The sequence below is a fragment of the Alkalibacterium sp. MB6 genome (genome assembly GCF_009935905.1).
Lineage (GTDB): Bacteria > Bacillota > Bacilli > Lactobacillales > Carnobacteriaceae_A > Alkalibacterium.
In genome coordinates, this window is sequence record NZ_PREX01000012.1 from 1 (window position 1) to 19,568 (window position 19,568).

At 37.8% G+C, this 19,568-nt stretch carries 21 protein-coding genes; 9 read left to right on the forward strand and 12 right to left on the reverse strand.

From position 1 onward, the window contains the following. Positions 1 to 513 precede the first annotated feature (513 nt). The 10 genes from C3945_RS05955 to C3945_RS05995 form a co-directional block, all read right to left on the reverse strand. Positions 514 to 975 carry a hypothetical protein gene (locus tag C3945_RS05955; RefSeq protein ID WP_161878783.1) on the reverse strand — a complete coding sequence of 154 codons (462 nt, stop codon included), beginning with the start codon at positions 973 to 975 and terminating at the stop codon, positions 514 to 516. Positions 976 to 1,000: 25 nt separating this feature from the next. Beyond that, a complete protein-coding gene (locus C3945_RS05960) occupies positions 1,001 to 4,108 on the reverse strand; it encodes a type I restriction endonuclease subunit R (RefSeq protein WP_161878784.1) in 3,108 nt (1,035 codons plus the stop codon). 2 nt (positions 4,109 to 4,110) lie between these two features. After that, the gene (locus tag C3945_RS05965; protein WP_161878843.1) at positions 4,111 to 5,217 is read right to left on the reverse strand and encodes an anticodon nuclease; all 1,107 of its coding nucleotides are present in this window, start codon (positions 5,215 to 5,217) and stop codon (positions 4,111 to 4,113) included. 1 nt (position 5,218) lies between these two features. After that, a complete protein-coding gene (locus tag C3945_RS05970) occupies positions 5,219 to 6,388 on the reverse strand; it encodes a restriction endonuclease subunit S (RefSeq protein ID WP_161878785.1) in 1,170 nt (389 codons plus the stop codon). Beyond that, a complete protein-coding gene (locus C3945_RS05975; RefSeq protein WP_161878786.1) occupies positions 6,385 to 7,932 on the reverse strand; it encodes a type I restriction-modification system subunit M in 1,548 nt (515 codons plus the stop codon). The genes C3945_RS05970 and C3945_RS05975 overlap by 4 nt, the downstream gene beginning before the upstream one ends. 144 nt (positions 7,933 to 8,076) lie before the next feature. Further along, positions 8,077 to 8,292 carry a helix-turn-helix domain-containing protein gene (locus C3945_RS05980; RefSeq protein WP_161878787.1) on the reverse strand — a complete coding sequence of 72 codons (216 nt, stop codon included), beginning with the start codon at positions 8,290 to 8,292 and terminating at the stop codon, positions 8,077 to 8,079. Next, positions 8,276 to 9,937, reverse strand: coding sequence for a DUF2326 domain-containing protein (locus tag C3945_RS05985; protein ID WP_161878788.1), 1,662 nt, complete (start codon positions 9,935 to 9,937; stop codon positions 8,276 to 8,278). The genes C3945_RS05980 and C3945_RS05985 overlap by 17 nt, the downstream gene beginning before the upstream one ends. Then, entirely contained in the window at positions 9,922 to 10,152 is a 231-nt protein-coding gene (locus C3945_RS12130; protein WP_442862163.1) for an ABC-three component system middle component 7, read from the reverse strand. Before C3945_RS12130 ends, C3945_RS05985 begins: the two co-directional genes overlap by 16 nt. Beyond that, positions 10,136 to 11,095, reverse strand: a complete 960-nt coding sequence (locus C3945_RS05990; RefSeq protein WP_161878789.1) for an ABC-three component system protein — start codon at positions 11,093 to 11,095, stop codon at positions 10,136 to 10,138. Before C3945_RS05990 ends, C3945_RS12130 begins: the two co-directional genes overlap by 17 nt. Further along, entirely contained in the window at positions 11,088 to 11,297 is a 210-nt protein-coding gene (locus C3945_RS05995) for a hypothetical protein (protein ID WP_161878790.1), read from the reverse strand. Before C3945_RS05995 ends, C3945_RS05990 begins: the two co-directional genes overlap by 8 nt. 385 nt (positions 11,298 to 11,682) lie before the next feature. Here C3945_RS05995 and C3945_RS06000 point away from each other — a divergent pair, with 385 nt between their 5' ends. The 8 genes from C3945_RS06000 to C3945_RS06030 all read left to right on the forward strand — a co-directional run bounded on the left by C3945_RS06000 (position 11,683) and on the right by C3945_RS06030 (position 17,908). Next, complete coding sequence (locus C3945_RS06000; protein ID WP_161878791.1) at positions 11,683 to 12,231, forward strand: helix-turn-helix transcriptional regulator; 549 nt, start codon at positions 11,683 to 11,685, stop codon at positions 12,229 to 12,231. A gap of 145 nt (positions 12,232 to 12,376) precedes the next feature. Beyond that, on the forward strand, positions 12,377 to 12,553 hold the full coding sequence (locus tag C3945_RS11835; RefSeq protein WP_202623308.1) for a hypothetical protein: 177 nt from the start codon (positions 12,377 to 12,379) through the stop codon (positions 12,551 to 12,553). Then, the gene (locus C3945_RS06005; RefSeq protein ID WP_161878792.1) at positions 12,537 to 12,860 is read left to right on the forward strand and encodes a DNA ligase; all 324 of its coding nucleotides are present in this window, start codon (positions 12,537 to 12,539) and stop codon (positions 12,858 to 12,860) included. The genes C3945_RS11835 and C3945_RS06005 overlap by 17 nt, the downstream gene beginning before the upstream one ends. Further along, complete coding sequence (locus tag C3945_RS06010; RefSeq protein ID WP_161878844.1) at positions 12,853 to 13,974, forward strand: DUF2800 domain-containing protein; 1,122 nt, start codon at positions 12,853 to 12,855, stop codon at positions 13,972 to 13,974. Before C3945_RS06005 ends, C3945_RS06010 begins: the two co-directional genes overlap by 8 nt. A 49-nt stretch (positions 13,975 to 14,023) precedes the next feature. Beyond that, positions 14,024 to 14,446 carry a DUF2815 family protein gene (locus tag C3945_RS06015; protein ID WP_442862165.1) on the forward strand — a complete coding sequence of 141 codons (423 nt, stop codon included), beginning with the start codon at positions 14,024 to 14,026 and terminating at the stop codon, positions 14,444 to 14,446. Then, positions 14,443 to 16,383, forward strand: coding sequence for a DNA polymerase (locus C3945_RS06020; protein ID WP_161878794.1), 1,941 nt, complete (start codon positions 14,443 to 14,445; stop codon positions 16,381 to 16,383). The genes C3945_RS06015 and C3945_RS06020 overlap by 4 nt, the downstream gene beginning before the upstream one ends. A gap of 274 nt (positions 16,384 to 16,657) precedes the next feature. Further along, positions 16,658 to 17,104, forward strand: coding sequence for a DUF7768 domain-containing protein (locus C3945_RS06025; protein ID WP_442862164.1), 447 nt, complete (start codon positions 16,658 to 16,660; stop codon positions 17,102 to 17,104). Beyond that, on the forward strand, positions 17,105 to 17,908 hold the full coding sequence (locus C3945_RS06030) for a recombinase zinc beta ribbon domain-containing protein (RefSeq protein WP_237585494.1): 804 nt from the start codon (positions 17,105 to 17,107) through the stop codon (positions 17,906 to 17,908). A 68-nt stretch (positions 17,909 to 17,976) separates the two neighbouring features. Here C3945_RS06030 and C3945_RS06035 read toward each other — a convergent pair whose 3' ends face one another. Both C3945_RS06035 and C3945_RS06040 read right to left on the reverse strand, forming a co-directional pair. After that, the gene (locus C3945_RS06035) at positions 17,977 to 18,264 is read right to left on the reverse strand and encodes a hypothetical protein (protein ID WP_161878795.1); all 288 of its coding nucleotides are present in this window, start codon (positions 18,262 to 18,264) and stop codon (positions 17,977 to 17,979) included. 57 nt (positions 18,265 to 18,321) lie between these two features. Beyond that, the gene (locus C3945_RS06040) at positions 18,322 to 18,762 is read right to left on the reverse strand and encodes a hypothetical protein (RefSeq protein WP_161878796.1); all 441 of its coding nucleotides are present in this window, start codon (positions 18,760 to 18,762) and stop codon (positions 18,322 to 18,324) included. 118 nt (positions 18,763 to 18,880) lie between these two features. On the opposite strand from C3945_RS06040, the gene C3945_RS06045 reads away from it, so the two are divergent. Further along, complete coding sequence (locus tag C3945_RS06045) at positions 18,881 to 19,525, forward strand: helix-turn-helix domain-containing protein (RefSeq protein WP_161878797.1); 645 nt, start codon at positions 18,881 to 18,883, stop codon at positions 19,523 to 19,525. Positions 19,526 to 19,568: the final 43 nt, after the last annotated feature.

Here is a 19,568-nt window from a genome sequence, read left to right on the forward strand (position 1 = left end):
AAATAATTGAACTAAAAGTGGTTGGCAAAGTTCTTAACTTTTCATTGCAATTTTCTAAACATTTATCTTGCAAAACACACTTGGATCTATGTTCATGCAGATTTTGATACAAAAATAAAAAGCCCTCCCTTGGGCTTAACCCCGGAAAAGGCTTGAAATCATTGCGTTCAGAGAATCCCTCGGGCTTTCTAAACGCATTAGATTGTTAACATATTGAGTTTTTCGACTGGTGCTTTGGTGATTAAATCTAACTTGAATACCCTTATCTTCATTCAGTCAAAATAATTAAAAAGTATAGGTAAAATTAAAAGGTTCAGTGTAGATATGTTTCCTCTAACACCATGGCCGGATAGGCTCATCTTGATGTCTTGAGTATTTTTTACATTTATCCGTACGTGGAAACTTTTCTATCCTGTTTTTGATACCCCTCCCCGTATGCGGAAACATATCAATCTTTTATACACTCATGTGTTATTATCCTGGATAAATTAATAATAATCAAACTAAAAACTACTAGTCTATAACAACTTCTTTTTTTGTTACTGTATAAAAATGTGAAGCCATAGACCTTCTCACAGTCTCAAGCACAGGACTCCTGCTACTCTTTAGCACAACATCATTCAATACATTTAAGTTTTTTACTTCCTTTATTGAAAGTATTTTAAACCAAATTGAAAATTTTCTATTTGGGAGTATCTCTGTTGTGTAATATGACGGAAATCCTTCTAAAGGTTGATCATGTTGATAAGTTTCAAAAGTACATATATAAGCTTTAACAGGCTCTTTCAGCAAAATGTAATTTGTGTTTTCCGCAATCATTTTCTTTAAAGCTTTATCGGTAGGTTTATTTCCAATTTTACCAAACCAAACAAAACCATTTTTAATGAGTAAATTTTTGTGTTCTAGTATACAATCGTACCCACCAACATTCACAAACCGAATGCAAAGTATATCTTTTCCTTTTTCTATAATCAAAATAAACTCCCCTCCTTGTGTTCGATTAAATCTTACCACCCACACCTTTAAATTTATCTACAAAGGCAGCAATCTTCTGAAAGACAGTTTGCTTTTTCGTTAAATATTGAGGATTGAGAGGACTCATTTTAGGAAGGATTGCATTGAGCTCCGTTCCATTTTCACTGGCATATTCTCTTTTTAAAGAAGCTAAAATATACCGCTTTGCAGCTTCTTCATTTAGTTTTTCACTATCAATCAATTCCTCTGCCTCGCGTTTTTGCTGGGTTTGAGCAAATTCAAAAAACGCATCTATAATACTTGCTTTATCTTTGATCTTGTCTAAATCCGTTTGGTTGATGAAATCGACTACTAAGCTTTCTTTTGCACGGTTCCCGACACTAGAACGAATCATTCGCCTTACATCTTCAACTAAAGTTGCCTTGTCTTTTGTCTTTTTGTTGTTCTCAAAAATCAATTCTAGAATGTAATCCAAATTAATCTCTTGAGATTTTAGAAGGTCTACTTCAAAGACAACATCATCCCAATCAATAGATGAATGATCTTTTTCTTTTCCATCTTTTTCACGACGAAGCCAATCACGGATATCATTGTATGTAGAGCGATAATCCTGAATGACTCTTTCTTCTGGTACCTTAATTTCTTTCATAGCAGCGATATCTTCATCCGTCACGTAATGAGTCGCTTTAAATTCCTCGACTGCTTTAGCATCGTTCAAATCTAACGTTTGTAACGCTTTTAAGCTCGAAAATTCATCGTAATTTTGTAAAATGTTTTCGACACGTAGATATTCACCAAAGAGTTTTGCAAAATCCTTTTTGTCCTTCTCCGTTTCAATCCTGTCAATATCAGGGAACCGTTCTCTCAGTTCTTGCACAACATCCACATAACCTCGTCGTGCTTCACCGGTTGCAACATCTGAAAAACCTTCCATGTATTCTTTGTAGCTTTTTTCAAGTACAACGTTCTTGGTGTTTTTATCACCAAAAAGAGTAATTGCATCAATGGTTGCTTGTTCTAAATCTCTAAATGTAACGATATTGCCAAATGTTTTCGTGGAATCATAGATACGATTTGTCCTAGAAAAGGCTTGAATCAAGCCGTGGTATCTCAAGTTTTTATCAACAAATAAAGTATTTAATGTTGGCGCATCAAAACCGGTTAAAAACATACCCACAACGATTAGCAAATCAATTTCTTTACCTTTAACACGTTTAGCAAGGTCACGATAATAGTTCTGAAATTCATTGCTTTCAACACCAAAATTGGTTTTAAACATTGCATTATAATCTCTAATCGCTAAACTTAAGAACTCTTTTGCGCTGCTATCCATAGCAGAAGGTTCAAATGTTTCATCTAGGATTTCACCTATTGCATTTTGCTCCTCATTGGCAGCAAAGGAGAATATTGTAGCAATCCTAAGTGGTCTATCGTTATCCTTTTGCAAGTTATTTAAGGATTCGTAGTAAAGCTTCGCTGCGTCTACACTACTCACCGCAAACATGGCATTAAATCCTTTACCCCCTGCATTCAAACGATGTGTCTTTACTCTAAAACTATTAAGAATGTATTGTGAAATTTCTTTAATCCGCTCTGGATGCAGCAATGCTTCTTTAGTTTCAGCAGCCGATAGTTTTTTTTCATCTTTTTCGGTTTCAATAGCCTTAAATTTAGGACGTACATCATTATAATCCACTTTAAACTTTAAAACCTTTTCATCTCTGATCGCATCAGTAATGACATAGGAGTGGAGCTCGCGGCCAAAAACAGTAGCAGTGGTATCAGAACCTAAGGCGTTTTCTGGAAAAATTGGCGTGCCAGTAAAACCAAATTGATAGAACTTCTTAAACTTTTTCTTGATGTTCTTTTGGGCTTCGCCAAACTGTGACCGATGCGCTTCGTCAAAAATAAAGACCACCTGCTTGTTGTAAATAGGGAGTTCGGCATCCCCTTTAATAAGATTGTTAAGTTTTTGAATGGTTGTAACAATAATTTTGTTGTCGTCTTTTTCTATATTACGTTTCAGTCCAGCAGTGTTTTCTGAACCATTGACACTATCCGGTGAAAAACGCTGATATTCTTTCATCGTCTGATAATCAAGGTCTTTTCTATCTACAACAAAAAATACCTTATCGATAAAGTCTAGTTCCGTAGCCAAGCGAGCTGCTTTAAAACTTGTCAAGGTTTTTCCTGAGCCAGTTGTATGCCAAACATAGCCGCCACTTTCTACAGTTCTCCAATTTTTGGCATGATAAGAACTGTTTATTTTCCAAAGAATTCTTTCAGTAGCTGCTATTTGGTAAGGCCGCATAATAAGGAGATTGTCACTCGCATCAAATACGGAATAGTGTAATAACACATTTAACAGTGTCTTTTTCTGAAAGAAGGTCGCTGTAAAATCCTTTAAATCTTTAATCAGCGTATTGTCCGCTTTTGCCCAGTTCATGGTAAAATCGAAACTATTTTTGTCTCGTTTTGTGGTATTGGCAAAATAGCGGCTATCTGTGCCATTGGAGATTACGAAAATCTGCAAATATTTATAAAGAGAATTCTCTGAATTAAAACTTTCTTTGCTATACCTATGAACCTGATTGAAGGCCTCACGAATGGCAATACCGCGCTTTTTAAGCTCCACTTGAACAACGGGTAAGCCATTGACTAAAATGGTCACATCATACCTATTGGACTGAGTGCCTTTTTGCTCAAATTGAGAAATCACCTGTAATTTGTTATTAGAAATATTCTTTTTGTCCACCAAATAAATGTTTTGAATGTGTCCATCGTCAAAGACAAAGTCATAAATATAATCATTATGAAATTTACGGGTTTTATCAATATGATTGTCGCTTGGCTTGTCTAAATATTGCTCGCAAAATCTTATCCACTCATCGTCAGAAAACGTCACTTTGTTAAGGTCCTGTAGTTGCTTACGCACATTCTCAAGCATTTTCTCAGGCGTGGTTAAATCGGGCAAATACTCGTAGCCTTGACTTTCTAAGTCTTGTATAAACTCTTTTTCAAGTACTGCTTCTGTTTGATAACTTGCTGAGGTTTCATGCACTTCTGAATACTTGGTGTATTTGTCGAGTACGATAAAATTGTTGGATTCTGCAATGGGTTTGTATTCGATCATCTTTATGCCTCCTTCCAAAAGCTATAGTTACTGATCAAGTGGTCAAGTAACAGCTTAACAGTTTGTTTTTCTTGTGGTGATGGTTCTGCTGCACTTTCACTTGCTAGCGTAGAGTGACTTGTGAATTGGATAATACGATTATAATAGCTTTCTTTGTTATCTGGTAATAGCTCTGACCACTTTGGAAATCCAAGGAAACTGGCTGTTTTCTCATATAGATTTCGTAAAAGAGTAAAATGATATTTTTGTACTTGATTGTTTTCAATAGCTTCTTCTAGAGTATTCTTTAAATGTAAGTGATATGAAAAGCTTTTATTAGAATCTCCATTTTTTTCTTGTAATTCAAAAGTACCATCTTCTTGACGGTCTAGCATATAGCAGGCTTTTTTATTAATTTCATTATGGAGAACATTATAAAAAATCGGATTGTGTGTTGTAATAATAAATTTAAGCTCTGATTCACTTAACTTAATCAACTGAGCTAAGTCTACTGCCAATTGAATTAAATGATTGTCATCCAATGAAGTTACTGGATCATCAATAAAAACATATTCTAACTGATTAAGTTGATCTGTCTCTCGTTCCGTTGGTTCAGCTACATTTAGCACTTCAATAACTTGTTTTAGTAAGCTATAAAAAACACTCCAAACAAAGCAACTTTCTTCACCTTTTGAGATCTTAACATTTTGTGTAGGTGCATCATTTCCTTGTTCATACGAAAATGTAACCTCAGTAAAATTCGAATTAAATCTAGGTGTTAATGCTTTATTGGTATAATGCTGAAAATAATCAATAACGTTTTGATCCTGCCCTTGCTCACCAAATACCCATCCTGTAAAAGAATTCGAATGGATTTTAAGCTTTATATCAACATCATTTTGCAAATCATTATCCCAATAGAATAAGTCTTCTGTAAAAGCATTATAGTAAAGAATTTTTTTGCTAGCTAATCCTGTTTGTTCAATATCTGTGTCGTTTTTTGGTGCAACTAACAATCTAAATGCCTTTGAAAGTCTTGTTTTGCCAACTCCATTAAAGGCATAAATCAATTGCACTTTTTTATCATTATCCTTTAAATCCTGTGCAATGTCAGTTAATGATACACCCATATTACGCATCTACCCCCTCTTTTGGGAAAGTAAGAAGCATATTGCGGTAATACTCGTATTGTCTTTGGCGTAATTCTATCTCACGAGGTAGACCTTCTGTGATTGAAGATGTTAAAGCATCGAATTTATCTAGGATAGATACGATGCGTTCTTGTTCGGTGAGAGATTTTTCTAAGTTGTCAGCATATGGTATTGGGAATTTTAAATCTTTTACCATTGGTTTTGTTAACTGAGGTATACCATTTTTCGATACATTGTAATTACTCTCAATTGTTTTCATATAATAATAAGCATACTTTAAATTTATGTTGATTTTAGGGGTTAAAACCAGCAAACGAACGATTGGGAAAAAGGGTTTATCTCTATAACTTGTCCATCCAATAGTGCCCCGTGCAGAAATTGTTAAGCTTGGCTTCTCAATCTTGGCTTTATTTGTCCAACCGTATAATGATTTATCTTCAATCCCATTAGATAAAACAGGAACATTAAATTCTTCTGTTTCTGTTTCTGATAAGGAATCTTTTGGTACGTCCCCACCAGCGAAAATATCAAACACCTCTCCCAACGCCTTCCACTCAACTTCCCCATCTTCAAAACTCAACAGCTTATCACGATAATAGTTATATTGCTTTTTACGTGCTATAAGCTCTGCTGTAAGCTCTGCTGTAAGCTCTGCTGTAAGCTCTGTGAAAGTGTCTAAAATTCGGACGATTTCGGCTTGGATATTGAGGGGTGGGATTGGGATTGATTTATAAGAATAATTGCTAATCCATTGACGTTTATGATCTCCCTCTACCAATCCACTAGGTAAAGTATTTATCCAATGATAAATATACCTCAATAAAATTACCGATTCATTTTTTGATGTAATCATCTTCATAGCTGATGATTTAGCCTTAAAATCAAAATCAACCCATTTATTGGCTGTTGTGAAGTCGTCAAAAATAATAACTGGATTCTTTGATGCATTATAAATACCATTGGTTTCATCAGTATAACCGAGTATAAAAGTTTTACCGGCTGTTAAAACTGGGGTTTTAAAATCATCACTGTAGTTTTGTGATTTCACCAAATATTTAGTTGGTTGTTCATAATCAGCCACTTCCCCTAACGGTGTCCAAACGACTTCAACCCCATCAAGTAATTTATCCATAAAATCCATATTCATCATGATTCAATCACCTCAATAATCTCATCAATTTCAGTACGAAGCTTGTCTATCTTTGATACGGTCTTTTTTATTTCTGCATTCAGATCATTGATATCAATGACTTCTCTTGTGTCTTTAGCCTCCACGTAAGAACTCACTGAGAGGTTATAATCATTTTCAACGATTGCATCATAATCAACAGATTTCGCAACATAATCAACATCTGCTTTATCATCAAACATTTCCATGATTTTCCCGATATGTTTATCTGTTAGTATGTTATTATTCGTTTCCTTCTTGTAAAAATCCACCCCACTTGCATCAATAAATTGAGTTTTATTATCACTTTTATGCTTAGAAAGAACCAAAATATTAACCGCTATTGGAGTCCCATAAAAAAGATTAGGTGCTAGTGAAATAACTGTTTCTACAAAGTTATTATCAATCAGATACTTTCTAATTTTCTGTTCAGCTCCACCTCGGTAAAAAATACCAGGGAAACAAACGATAGCGGCTCGTCCTTTACTTGAAAGATAACTAAGAGCATGAAGCACAAAAGCAAAATCCGCTTTAGATTTTGGCGGTAATACACCTGCAGGAGCAAACCGCTCATCATTTATAAGAGTTGGGTCATCACTTCCAATCCATTTTACGGAATAGGGTGGATTAGACACAATAGCATCAAAAGGTTTCTCATCACCATAGTGAGGATCTAAAAGTGTATTGCCCAAAGCAATATTAAACTTATCATAGTTTATATTGTGTAAAAACATATTCATACGTGCAAGGTTATAGGTTGTATGATTGATCTCTTGTCCAAAAAAACCATCTTCGATAATATGCGCATCAAACTGTTTTTTTGCTTGTAAAAGTAGGGAACCTGAACCAGCTGCAGGGTCATAAATTTTGTTAATGGATGCTTGCTTGTGTATTGCTAATTGTGCAATCAGTCTAGAAACACTCTGTGGTGTAAAAAACTCACCACCGGATTTACCAGCATTGGCAGCATAATTAGAAATTAAAAACTCATAAGCATCACCAAAGAGATCGATATGATTTTCTTCGAACTCACCAAAATCAAGCCCTTCAACGCCTTTAATAACAGCTGCCAGACGACTATTTTTATCTTTCACAGTATTCCCTAATCTATTGCTTGTAGTATCAAAATCAGCGAATAACCCTTTAATATCAAGTTCTGATGGATAACCATTTGCGGAGCTTTCAATAGCAGAAAATATTGCAGCTAAATCTGTATTCAAACTTTCATTTGTATTTGCAGTTTTAGCAATCCTAGAGAACATCTGACTAGGATATATGAAATAACCTTTTGTTTTAATTGCATCATCTTTGATTTCATCCGTTATAACATCATCCTCAAGTTCTGCATAGTTGACGCTATCGTCACCACCTTCAATATAAGAAGAAAAGTTTTCACTGATAAACCGATAAAAAAGAGTCCCTAAGACATATTGTTTAAAATCCCACCCATCTACAGATCCTCTGACATCATTAGCAATTTTCCAGATCTGAGATTGTAATTTGGCACGTTGTGCTGTACTTGTCATTTGAATACCTCCAATTATTATAATTGCTCTCGGAAACAAAAAGAGTCCGAGTTTGATTTGTTTTTTCTTGATACTTGTATTGAATTTTGTAGCTGGCTCTTAAAAACAATTTTCTAAGAACTATTGTTATTGGTTGATTCTTACTTATTCATTCTCATCATCACTAATAGTTTCAAACAGATCTTCAACCTTACAATCTAGCGCTTTGGCTATTTTCATTAGTACATCCATTCTCACAGGTTCATTTTTTCCAAGTTTAGCGATGGAGTTTGAGCTAATATGAGCAGCATCCTTAAGATCGACTTTTTTCATATTTTTATCGATCAGTATTTTCCAGAGTTTATTATATTGGATTTTCATTTTCAGCATCCTTTCTACCCCATTTCCAGCCAAATAGCGCTTGTCCATCTGTGTCTAGCTTTAACACCGTATTTTCTTTAATTATTAACTGAGTTGCTGCATCAGACTTCTTATCTCTATCAAAGGAAATAAATATCTGTTTCTGTTTTTCTTTTGTATAGAGCTCTAAGATTCTACCAATGGATTCATCCGACACATTAGGGAAGAGAAGTGAGTCATGAGCCAATGCAGGTAGCACAGTACTTCTAAGTATGCTGATATCATAGATTAGCATACCTTTATAGTTTGTGCCCGTACCTGTATCTCTTGGAGTCTCAAAAGAATAGCTATTATATTCTTTAATTCCAAGAACCGGCGGATTATCATTCTCATATGAAACAAAATCGCTGATTTCACTCATTTGTTCATTTATAGTCGATTCAATAACTCTTAGTATCGTCTGTAACTGTGTTTTAAGCCTATCACTTGCTCTTTTTTTCTCATTTAGTAATGTATTGCGAGTATCAAAGGCCTCGTTTTCATCCTCTAATTTATGAATTGTACGATCAATTCTGGTGTAGGCATCAAGGAACTCTTTACTAAACGCCATTGAGGGTTGTATTTCTTCTACCATTGACTGCAGCTTTTTAACCGAATGATTCAATGGTATTAGCTCCTCTTTTAACCTCACTTTTGCAGCTTCTAACTCATCTTGAAGTATTGCCTGGATTTTATTATGAAAGCGTTCAATATCTATTAATTTTTGAAGATTCACTTCTGGAAAAAACTCACGCAAACTCATTAAATCTGCTTCTGTCGGATAAACCCCCTGACTAATATTTAGATCGATTAAATGTAATTCATTCTCTTTTTCACTTACTAGTCTACGAGCATCCTGCATTTGAACCGTTAAAGCATTTATCTGATTGGCCTTATTAACCTCATCAGTATCAACTGTTTGGTTATGAGTTCTTTCTAATTCGATTTTTTCTTGTTTCAGCGCAGCAATGGCTTTGATGTTATCTTCATATTTTTTTAACCCATCAACCGCTGCTGGAATAAACTGAAACTTACGGGCATCTCTGAATGCCTTGATTCTATTTTCTGCAAGCTTCAATTGTTCTTCAAACGCAACTACATTATCGTATTGTTTGAAAAGTGTTATGAGCACATGTATTGCGTCTTCTTGAGATTCATTTCCACCTCTCATTTGTAATGGTCGTAGCTCGTTATAATTATTCTTGCCGTAGATACGGAAGAATCGACTTATCGTTTTTCTGAATTTTAAACCTGTGTAATCCATGTGGTATTTTTCACTAAGCCATTTTGTATAGGATTCTCTACTCAGAATTTCCAATATATTTCCGTTTTCGTCTAACCTAACAAAATCTCCAGATGTAGCAGTATGCCTAACAAAATAGTAAGGTACTTCATCAAACTCAAAAATAAAATTTATACTGTGATTATCTAACTGTTTTACAGCATCACTTTTTACATATGCATCTCCACCAAATACAAAATCAATTATTAGTAACATTGTGGACTTACCTATGGAATTTGCACCTGTTCCTCCACCAAGTATTATGTTAAGCCCTTTATGAAAACGAATAGGCTCACGTGTCTTCCCATTGATCTTGAATAGTTCACAACTTATTTCTTTAAGCATCGTACGATCCTACCTTCCTCTTCATTAAATTCAATTTCCTTAAGTGCGTACAAACAATCAAGAGCACCCAATAGTTCTAAGGGACTTTTAATTGTATTCTGTAGACTTAATAAGAGTTCATGTGGAGTCTTAGGCTGATCCAATGCTCTCAATATAATTGGCAATTTTGAAAATACACTTTCGTTATATGAAAAAAGCTTATTTGGTAATAGCATCGAACACCTCGCATGATTGAATAAAATATGAAACTACAATTGAACAAAATCTAATATCCTGCTTAGTAATACTTCTGATTTTTTCAGACAAGGCACTATATATTATCTCTGGACTTTTCTTTTTTTCTGCTAATTTCCTATAGGAATCTGCGATTTGCGCTCGAAGTAATCCATCGCTTAATTGACTTTGTTGTGCCAAGTCCTTCATCGTCTTTTCAATAAATAGGTAATACTTGGTCACATGTCCTGTCACTTCATCGACAAGAAATAGATATAGCTCCTCATCAATTTTCTCAGGTACCCTCAATGCATCATAGTTAAGGGATAATAGCTGTGTTGGTTTTGCTTTACTAAGATTATAGATAACCTTGGTTATGCCTTTTTCAATAGCAACCTCATCGAGGGTTTGTCGCATACTACGAGCATCACTTTGGAGTTTTTTGATCGTAACAAGGTCTTTCTCTTCTGTTTTTGTATGTTTGAACACATAGTTCTGAAAACAATCATGGCACATGGCAATCAAATTTTCATATGATAATGATCTGCTTCCTTTGATACCGGCTACTTCATAATTATTAACTGTGTGGTACTTATCATTTACGGTTTGTAGATGTTTCCCGCATCCAGGATACGAGCAAGTGTGTCTGCAATCTTCAAGTAAACCTAGTCCATAAATACCCTTAGCTTTTCTAGAAGCCTCTTTGGCAGAAGCAATTATTCTATCATTCTCTAGTTCAGGATTAACAATAAAATCTAATGATTGCTTAAACAAATCAAACAGGACTTCTCCTACATTATCTTTATCAACATCTTCCGCAAAAGGTTGTATGTCTTCAGCTAAAGACTCGAGAACTGTATCAGTTCGGTCATTGAGTGAATCATCATGATAAATTGCTTCAATAAAATTCTCACTTGTTAATCTACCAAGCATCGATTTAGCCAATTTTTTTTGTCGGACCCTTTGTATAGAACTTCCTCAAGGATGAATCCTTGTTGGCTTGTTCAGACGAGGGGTCTTTTTTTGTTGACCAATCTTCTTCTGGTATATCACATAGCATCTGAATAAGATTTCTCATGAAATCAGGTACATCCGCATCTTTCATAAGATGTGGATGAATGGCATGGACTAACTCCGTAAACATCATGCAGTTTGGCACCTCCCCCAAAAAGTATCCAAAGTATCTCACAGTATCCCAAAGTATCTAAATTCACTATGCCCCATTTTATACAATAAAAGAGATCAATGAGACGTTAATGTATTTTAACATATGTAATATATATTTTCAATTTAAAATTGGCAATCACCAACTTCTCGTTGATCAACTAAACATCATTTAACAGCCGTGTACAGGCGTCTTCCAAGTGTTAAGTGATGAAAAACTAAATACGCATGCTCCAGCCACTTGGAAGTGCTGGTGCCAGTTTGAGATGGAGATAACTCCTGACTACGGTACCAGTCTGCCTTGTGGCTTATTAGCTATGGCATATGAGCTCTCCATCTCGGTTTTAAGCCGAAGGAGGGCTATTTATATGTCAATCAACGAAAACCAAAGTCAACCAAAGAACAAAGACTTCTACGATGGAGCATGGCATCTAACCATTGAAGATCAAGTTGTTGAAGTCACAGAGGAAGTGTATCGCGCTTACAAGCAGCCCCTGTGGGCAGAGAAAAAACGCCAAGAACGCGAGAAACGCTGCATCATTAGTGACGGCAAAGGTGGCATAAAAAGATGTATTCGGAATTGCCGTGAATGTGATCTGGAACGGGCTGAAAAAGGTTTGAAACTAATGGATCGAAATGGTAGTACCCTCTCATTGGACAAGTTCAGTGCTGATGGTTTCGACGTACCAGATTCGATAAACATTGATGAACTTGTGGAGGACAAGCTTCTTCTAGAGGAACTCTTCGCTGCCCTGGATGAACTAGACCCAGAGAATCGCCGTATTGCTGAGCTCTTTAGTATGGGCAAAACCGAGCGCGAAATATCTGAATATATCGGTTGTGCTCAAAAGACTGTAAACAACCGTAAGATTAAGATTTTTGCCCAACTAAGAGAAGTCCTAAAAGACTGGATGTAGTTCATTACTCAAAATACCCTCTGGTGTCCTATGGATATCAGAGGGCATCATCAAAACTATTTTTCAAAGTCATTACTCAAACTTCTCACTTTTGTCCTGTGAAGGTTGAGGGGAACAAAATAGCCCTCGGAACGGAGGTTAAACAATGCAGAATCAAGCAAACCAAACTGACACTCAGAGCCGGGATCCTGAAATGGATGAAGAACTGGCCGATGTTCTTACCGCCATCAGCGTAGTGTCAAAGCGCCTTGCTAAGAAGCTTACAACGCTATCGCAGCAAGAGAAAGAAAAAGGAGGAAAACCAGATGGGCAAAATGAGTGAACTCTCTCTATTAGTGAAAGAGCTGAACCAGTGTGGTGAAACGCTGATAGGGATATCTCAGTCTCTTTCCAGCATGTTCAGTAGTAGCAATGAACCAACACCTGCTAAACCAGAAAATCCTGCACCAGAAGAAAAGGCCATAACTCTTGAAGAAGTTAGAGCGGTTCTGGCTGAAAAAAGTCGAGATGGCCATACATCAAAAATTCGAGAGCTACTTCAAAAGTATGGCGCTGATAAGCTGTCAGAAATTAATGCTTCCGATTATCCAGCACTTCTAGCAGAAGCCGAGGTACTTGGAAATGGGTAAACATGCACTTCTTTCAGCCTCTTCATCTCATAGGTGGTTAAACTGTCCTCCTTCTGTCAGGCTCAGTGAGTCTTATGAAGATAAAGGAAGTAGCTATGCCGCAGAAGGTACCGATGCTCATACCTTATGTGAGTACAAATTAAAAGTTGCACTTGGACTCCTTGCCAAGGATCCAAAAGAGAATCTCACCTACTACAGTGAAGAAATGGAAGAATGTGCGAATGGCTATGCAACTTACATTCTTGAGTTGATAGAAGCTGCAAAAGAAAAATGCGCGGACCCGGTTGTTCTTATAGAGCAAAGGCTGGACTTCTCTAAGTACGTTGAAGGCGGCTTCGGGACCGGAGATTGCTTGATCATAGCTGATTCAGAGATCCACGTATGCGACTACAAGCATGGACAGGGGATTTTAGTTGAAGCTGAAGATAATCCGCAGATGAAGCTCTATGCACTGGGTGCACTTGAAATATTCGATGGAATCTATGACATCGATACTGTTTCCAATACTATCTATCAGCCTCGTAGAAACAACATATCCACCCACACAGTATCTAAAGAATCCTTATACAAGTGGGCTAATGAAGTTCTTAAACCAACTGCAGAACTGGCCTTTGCGGGTGAAGGGGACTTCAAGTGTGGTGATTGGTGTGGATTTTGCAAAGCGAAACATGAATGCCGCACCAGAGCTGAGTACAACATGGAGCTGGCCAAACACGACTTCAAGATGCCACCTCTACTCGATGATTACGAGGTCGAAGACATCCTAAGTAAAATCGATGGTCTAATCTCTTGGGCATCAGATATCAAAGATTACGCACTGCAATCAGCAGTCAGCGGAAAGCAGTGGAACGGATGGAAGCTTGTCGAAGGGCGATCCAATCGAAGGTATACCGATGAAGCTGCAGTTGCAAAAGCTGTCAGTGCAGAAGGCTTCGATCCATATGAACAAAAGCTTCTTGGCATTACTGCCATGACTTCTCTTATCGGTAAGAAGCGATTTGAGGAAGTTCTAGGAAGCTACATTGAAAAGCCTCAAGGGAAACCAACACTGGTTCCTGAGAGTGACAAACGTCCGCCAATGAATACAGCACAACACGATTTTAATGAAATTTAAGGAGGAAAATCATATGTCCAATAATGCAAACAAATCAAACAGTAACCCAATGAAAGTTATCACAGGTCCTGACACTCGCTGGTCTTACGCCAATGTCTGGGAAGCAAAGCTTAAAGGCAACGGAAAGTCTATCCCACCTCTTACCAGTATCAAAACGCCTCTCAGAGATGGAGATTTGGAAAGACCAGACGATCCAGCCTATGCCAATGCCTACTTCATCAATGCAAACTCTGCTACTGCTCCAGGCATTGTAGATGCTGACAGAAATGTTATCCTTACTCGCTCCGAAGTTTACAGTGGAGTATATGGTAGGGCAAGCATCAACTTCTATGCCTTCAATAGCAACGGAAACAGAGGGATCGCCTGCGGTCTAAACAACCTCCAGAAAATAAAAGACGGTGAGCCTCTTGGTGGAAAGTCCAGGGCTGAGGACGATTTCGCCACTGACCTTGATGAGGATTTCCTCTCTTGAGGACAATAAGCATCGATATCGAAAGCTATAGTAGTGTAGACCTCGCCAAAAGCGGGGTCTACCGCTATATAGAATCCCCTGACTTTGAGATCCTGCTCTTTGGATACTCCATAGATGGTGGCGATATCGAGGTGATCGACCTTGCTAGTGGTGAAAAACTTCCTGAAGAAATACAATCAGCCCTTACTGATCCATCCATTACTAAGTGGGCCTTTAATGCCCAGTTCGAAAGAATCTGTTTATCTAAGTGGCTAGGCTTGCCTAATGGTCAATACCTCAGTCCAGAATCCTGGCGATGCACCATGGTCTGGTCTGCTTATATGGGTCTACCCCTTTCTCTTGAAGGCAGTGGCGCTGTCCTTGGACTTGAAAAACAAAAACTATCAGAAGGAAAAGACCTGATCAGATATTTTTGCAAGCCCTGTAATCCAACAGCTACAAATGGTGGTCGGTCTCGTAATCTACCAATCCATGCTCCTGATAAATGGTTTGAATTTAAGTCCTACAACCTTCGTGATGTCGAAGCTGAAATAGCCATCCAGGAAAAACTATCAAAATTTCCCGTGCCTGAAGAAGTGTGGAATGAATACCACCTTGACCAGGAGATCAATGATCGTGGTGTTTCTTTGGATATGCCTTTTGTAAATGAGGCAATAAAGATGGATACTCGGTCTTGTTCAGAGCTGCTCCAAAAAATGAAAAGACTAACGGATCTTGATAACCCTAACTCCGTAGCACAGATGAAGAACTATTTATCGGACCAGGGACTTGAAACAGACTCATTAGGTAAAAAAGTGGTTTCAGAACTCATCCAAACTGCTCCACCAGATCTTAAAGAAGTATTGGAGCTAAGACAATCACTGGCCAAGTCCTCCGTCAAAAAATACTCTGCCATGGAAAACGCCGTGTGCGCCGATGGTCGTGCACGTGGAATGTTTCAATTCAATGGTGCTAATCGAACAGGACGATGTGCAGGAAGAATTATTCAGCTTCAGAATCTTCCACAAAATCATCTGCCCGATTTAGAACAAGCAAGAGCCCTTGTTCACTACGGCGATTTTGAAGCTTTAGAAATGCTTTATGACTCTATACCCGAGGTTCTTTCTGAACTTATCCGCACCTCCTTCATTCCTACCCCTGGTCGCAAATTCATCGTTGCAGACTTCTCTGCTATTGAAGCCAGAGTTATTGCATGGCTTGCCGGAGAAAAATGGCGTCAGCAAGTTTTCGAATCTGGTGGTGATATCTATTGTGCTTCTGCTTCTCAGATGTTTAGTGTTCCTGTTGAAAAACATGGAGTGAATGGCCACTTAAGACAAAAAGGTAAGATTGCAGAACTGGCCCTTGGTTATGGCGGCTCTGTTGGTGCTCTTAAAGCCATGGGTGCTCTGGAGATGGGTCTAAATGAAGATGAACTACAACCCCTGGTTACAGCATGGCGTACTACCAACCCAAATATTGTTAGGCTTTGGTGGGAAGTTGATAAGGCTGCCATGAAAGCAGTTAGAGAACGGACCGTAACTGAAACACATGGCATCCGGTTTTCTTACCAAAGTGGCATGCTCTTTATCACCCTCCCTTCTGGAAGAAGACTCTCCTATGTAAAACCTCGCATTGGAACAAATATGTTTGGTTCAGACTGCATCACCTATGAAGGCGTTGGTGGCACAAAAAAATGGGAACGAATCGATAGCTATGGTCCAAAGTTTGTTGAGAACATCGTCCAGGCAACCAGTCGTGATCTTCTGTGTTATTCCATGCAATCGCTCAAGGATTACAACATCGTCATTCATGTACATGATGAAATTGTCATCGAAGCTGGTATGGAAACATCGATTGAGTCTATCTGTAATCAAATGAGCCATACCCCACCTTGGGCAAAGGGGCTCTTAATGAGGGCTGATGGTTATGAAACGAATTTCTATAAAAAAGATTAGTCCTTTATTACTCACAGGGGAGTTTTCTGTCCTGTGAGTATTAGAAGGCACTTAAGCCCTCAAGAAATGGAGGTAATAAATATGTTCTATGTAAAGCAAACGATCAACGATTCCTTGGAAATCAGGGTAGAGATCCACGATGACAATGTATTCACCACCTGCCCAGATTGCTGTGTTGAAATCTGTGTGGACATCTCAGAGTTATTTAGTGATGGAGAAAGCGATCTTTATGGAACTGCGATCTTCTGTCCTGAGTGCAGCAAATCAATATTAGATGATGAAAGGCAAGGCTGATGTTATGGGAATTGATAAATTCAACGCTGAAGGTTACTACGACCCCACTGCTTATGATGCCCTAACTAAAATTGAACAAAGAGAAAAAGCTGTCAGAGCCTTTCGCCCACTTGTGTATATCTGCTCACCCTATTCCGGTGATATTGAAAGAAATACCGATTCCGCCAGACGCTATAGTAGGTTCGCGGTGGTGATGGGATATATCCCCATCGCTCCGCATCTACTTTTCACTCAGTTTCTTGATGACAGTGATCCTGATGAACGAGAACTTGGTTTGTTCTTTGGAAATGTACTGATGTCAAAATGCTCCGAGGTTTGGGTGTTTGGGAGTCACATTTCCTCCGGCATGAGAGCAGAGATCAACTGGGCAAAACGCAAGAACTACCCAATTCGCTACTTTTCATCTCAGTGTAAGGAGGTTTTGTAAATGAAGATTTCTTACGGTAACAGTCGTATGGATAAAAAGTGGAAAAACAACGAGGGTGAAATCCCTCAATACTATGTTGAGAATAACCATGAAGCGATTATTGAGCCAGCGGTCTTCGACCTGGTCCAAAGTGAGTTAGAAAAGAGAAACCCTGCAAACAAACGTCACAGCGGTGTTCATATATTCTCTGGCAAGATAAAATGTGGAGCATGTGGAAGCTGGTATGGTTCAAAGGTATGGCACTCAAATAGCAAGTACCGACGCACAGTCTGGCAATGCAACCACAAGTTCAACGGACAGGAAAAATGCTCCACTCCCCACCTCGATGAAGATACAATAAAGGAACTCTTCGTGAAGGCTGCTAATAAGCTCCTGGAAGACAAGGATGAAATCATAGCAAACTTCGAATCCATGAAGGATGTTCTTTATGACACCGGTCCCTTAGAAACCAAACAGATCGAGCTTCAAAATGAAATGGAGATTGTCACTGAGCTGATACAGCAATGCATAAACGAAAATGCCAATGTTGCCTTAGACCAAGGAGAATACCAAAGAAGATACGATGGCTTGGTACAGAGGTTTGGCACTACCAAAGAAGATTTAGAAAAAGTATCCCGGCAGATTAAGGGAAAAGTGACTAGACGCCAAACTTTAGCTGCTTTTCTCAATGAACTTAAGAAACAAGATGAATTGCTCACAGATTTTGATCCACTCCTCTGGCACAGTTTGATTGAGCACGTGACAGTCAATAGCTCCGACGATATGAATTTTGTTTTCAAGAACGGAACAGAAATAAATATCTAGCTCTTTACAGCGAAACAGCCCGCACCATGGCGAGCTGTTTTTCTTCTATTAAGGCTCCACATTTCGTTCTAAAACAAATCGGGTCTTCTTTGTGAAAAGTAGTAAGGATGACTCTCAATAAAATCTAACCCCTTGGAATCACTGAATAATTCAGGTGTTCTATCTTCCCATCTTTCATTTTCTTTCCCGTTAAAGTATTTTCCTGTTGTAACCTTTGTGACTTCAATACTTCCGCCAGAGACACTCATTTCCAACTGATGACTGTTTTTTCCATAGCCATTATATGGCTCATATGAATGACTTATCCCATCAAATTCTCCTGCTCGAAGTGCATTTAAAACTTCCTCTCTTTTCATTTAACCATCCTTTCTGCCCTTTTTACGACAATTCACTGTATGCTTATCCTTAGCAATTTAAGCTGCTATTTTTGTATAAGGATTTACCCATGTTTGATGTTCGTCTAAACAATACCCTAAATTTCTTGCAACTTCTTTATTACTTGCCGAGGGGTTCCAACCTTCAGGGAGATTTCGAATATGGCCCCTGACATTGATTTCTACAATTGGAGCATTACTTGGAATGTTCGTAGGAGTTACTTCTGATATTGTTGGAGCAACATTATTTCTAGTTTTCAAACTATTTGCTAGGCCACCCTTAGTGTGTGTTGATTTGATGGCTGCTTCTATTGTAGCCTTGTTTTTTACAACAAGCACAATCGTCATCACTGAAAGTATAGCCACTGCCCCAATTGCTATTTCCTTCTTATGTTCTTTAGCTTTTTCAATAAAGCTTTTCTTTTTATTCTCATTTATGTTTCCGTCAATAGTATGGTTTGCTCTTGATTGAATATCCATGTCTGCACCTCCACGATTTTCTACAGGTTCTTCTATAACTAAATATTATCATTATGATTTATGTTGCACAAGACTTATAAATGACATATTATATACATTAGAGGAGGTGTTTTATCCCATGGATGACTTAATGAGAAAAAAAGCGAACTACTGGAATGAAAGATTGAAAAAGTGCATGGATGCCGGAAAGTATACTCAATCCTCACTAGCAGAAGCATTAAATGCTAAATACGGAACTAGATATGGACAAAAGGCTGTTAGCGGATGGTTGAATATCGGAGCTGTCCATAAAAACGGAGAAGTTAGCTTTCCTAAGTTTGATACCCTAGTTCTTATTGCTGATTTCTTTAATGTAGATATTGGTTACCTAACTGGTGAAACTGATGAAATTTCATTTTCGTTAGAGAAAGCATGTAATTACACTGGCCTAAGTGGTGATGCTTTGAAAGCCATTATGGAAATTACACATCCCGAAAATGATATCAGCTACATGTGGGAAGATAATAGAAAGTCTTTAAATGCATTTCTTACCGCTGAGGGGTTCTCCAATTTTTTTAACAGCCTTCATGATCTTTATCTTACATCAATGATGCCGAAACGAGAGAATCGATTATTTGAAGACATGGATAGCGCAATTGATTACATGCGTGATTTGGAGTATCGAGGTAAAATTGAACGGTATGAATTGAATGAAGCTCTGGTAATGTTGATAAATGAAATCTATCCTAACCCACCACAAGCAGACCTTACGATAAAAGAGTGAATGCAATAAAATGTTATAAGGCCTCACCAATACCTAATCTGGT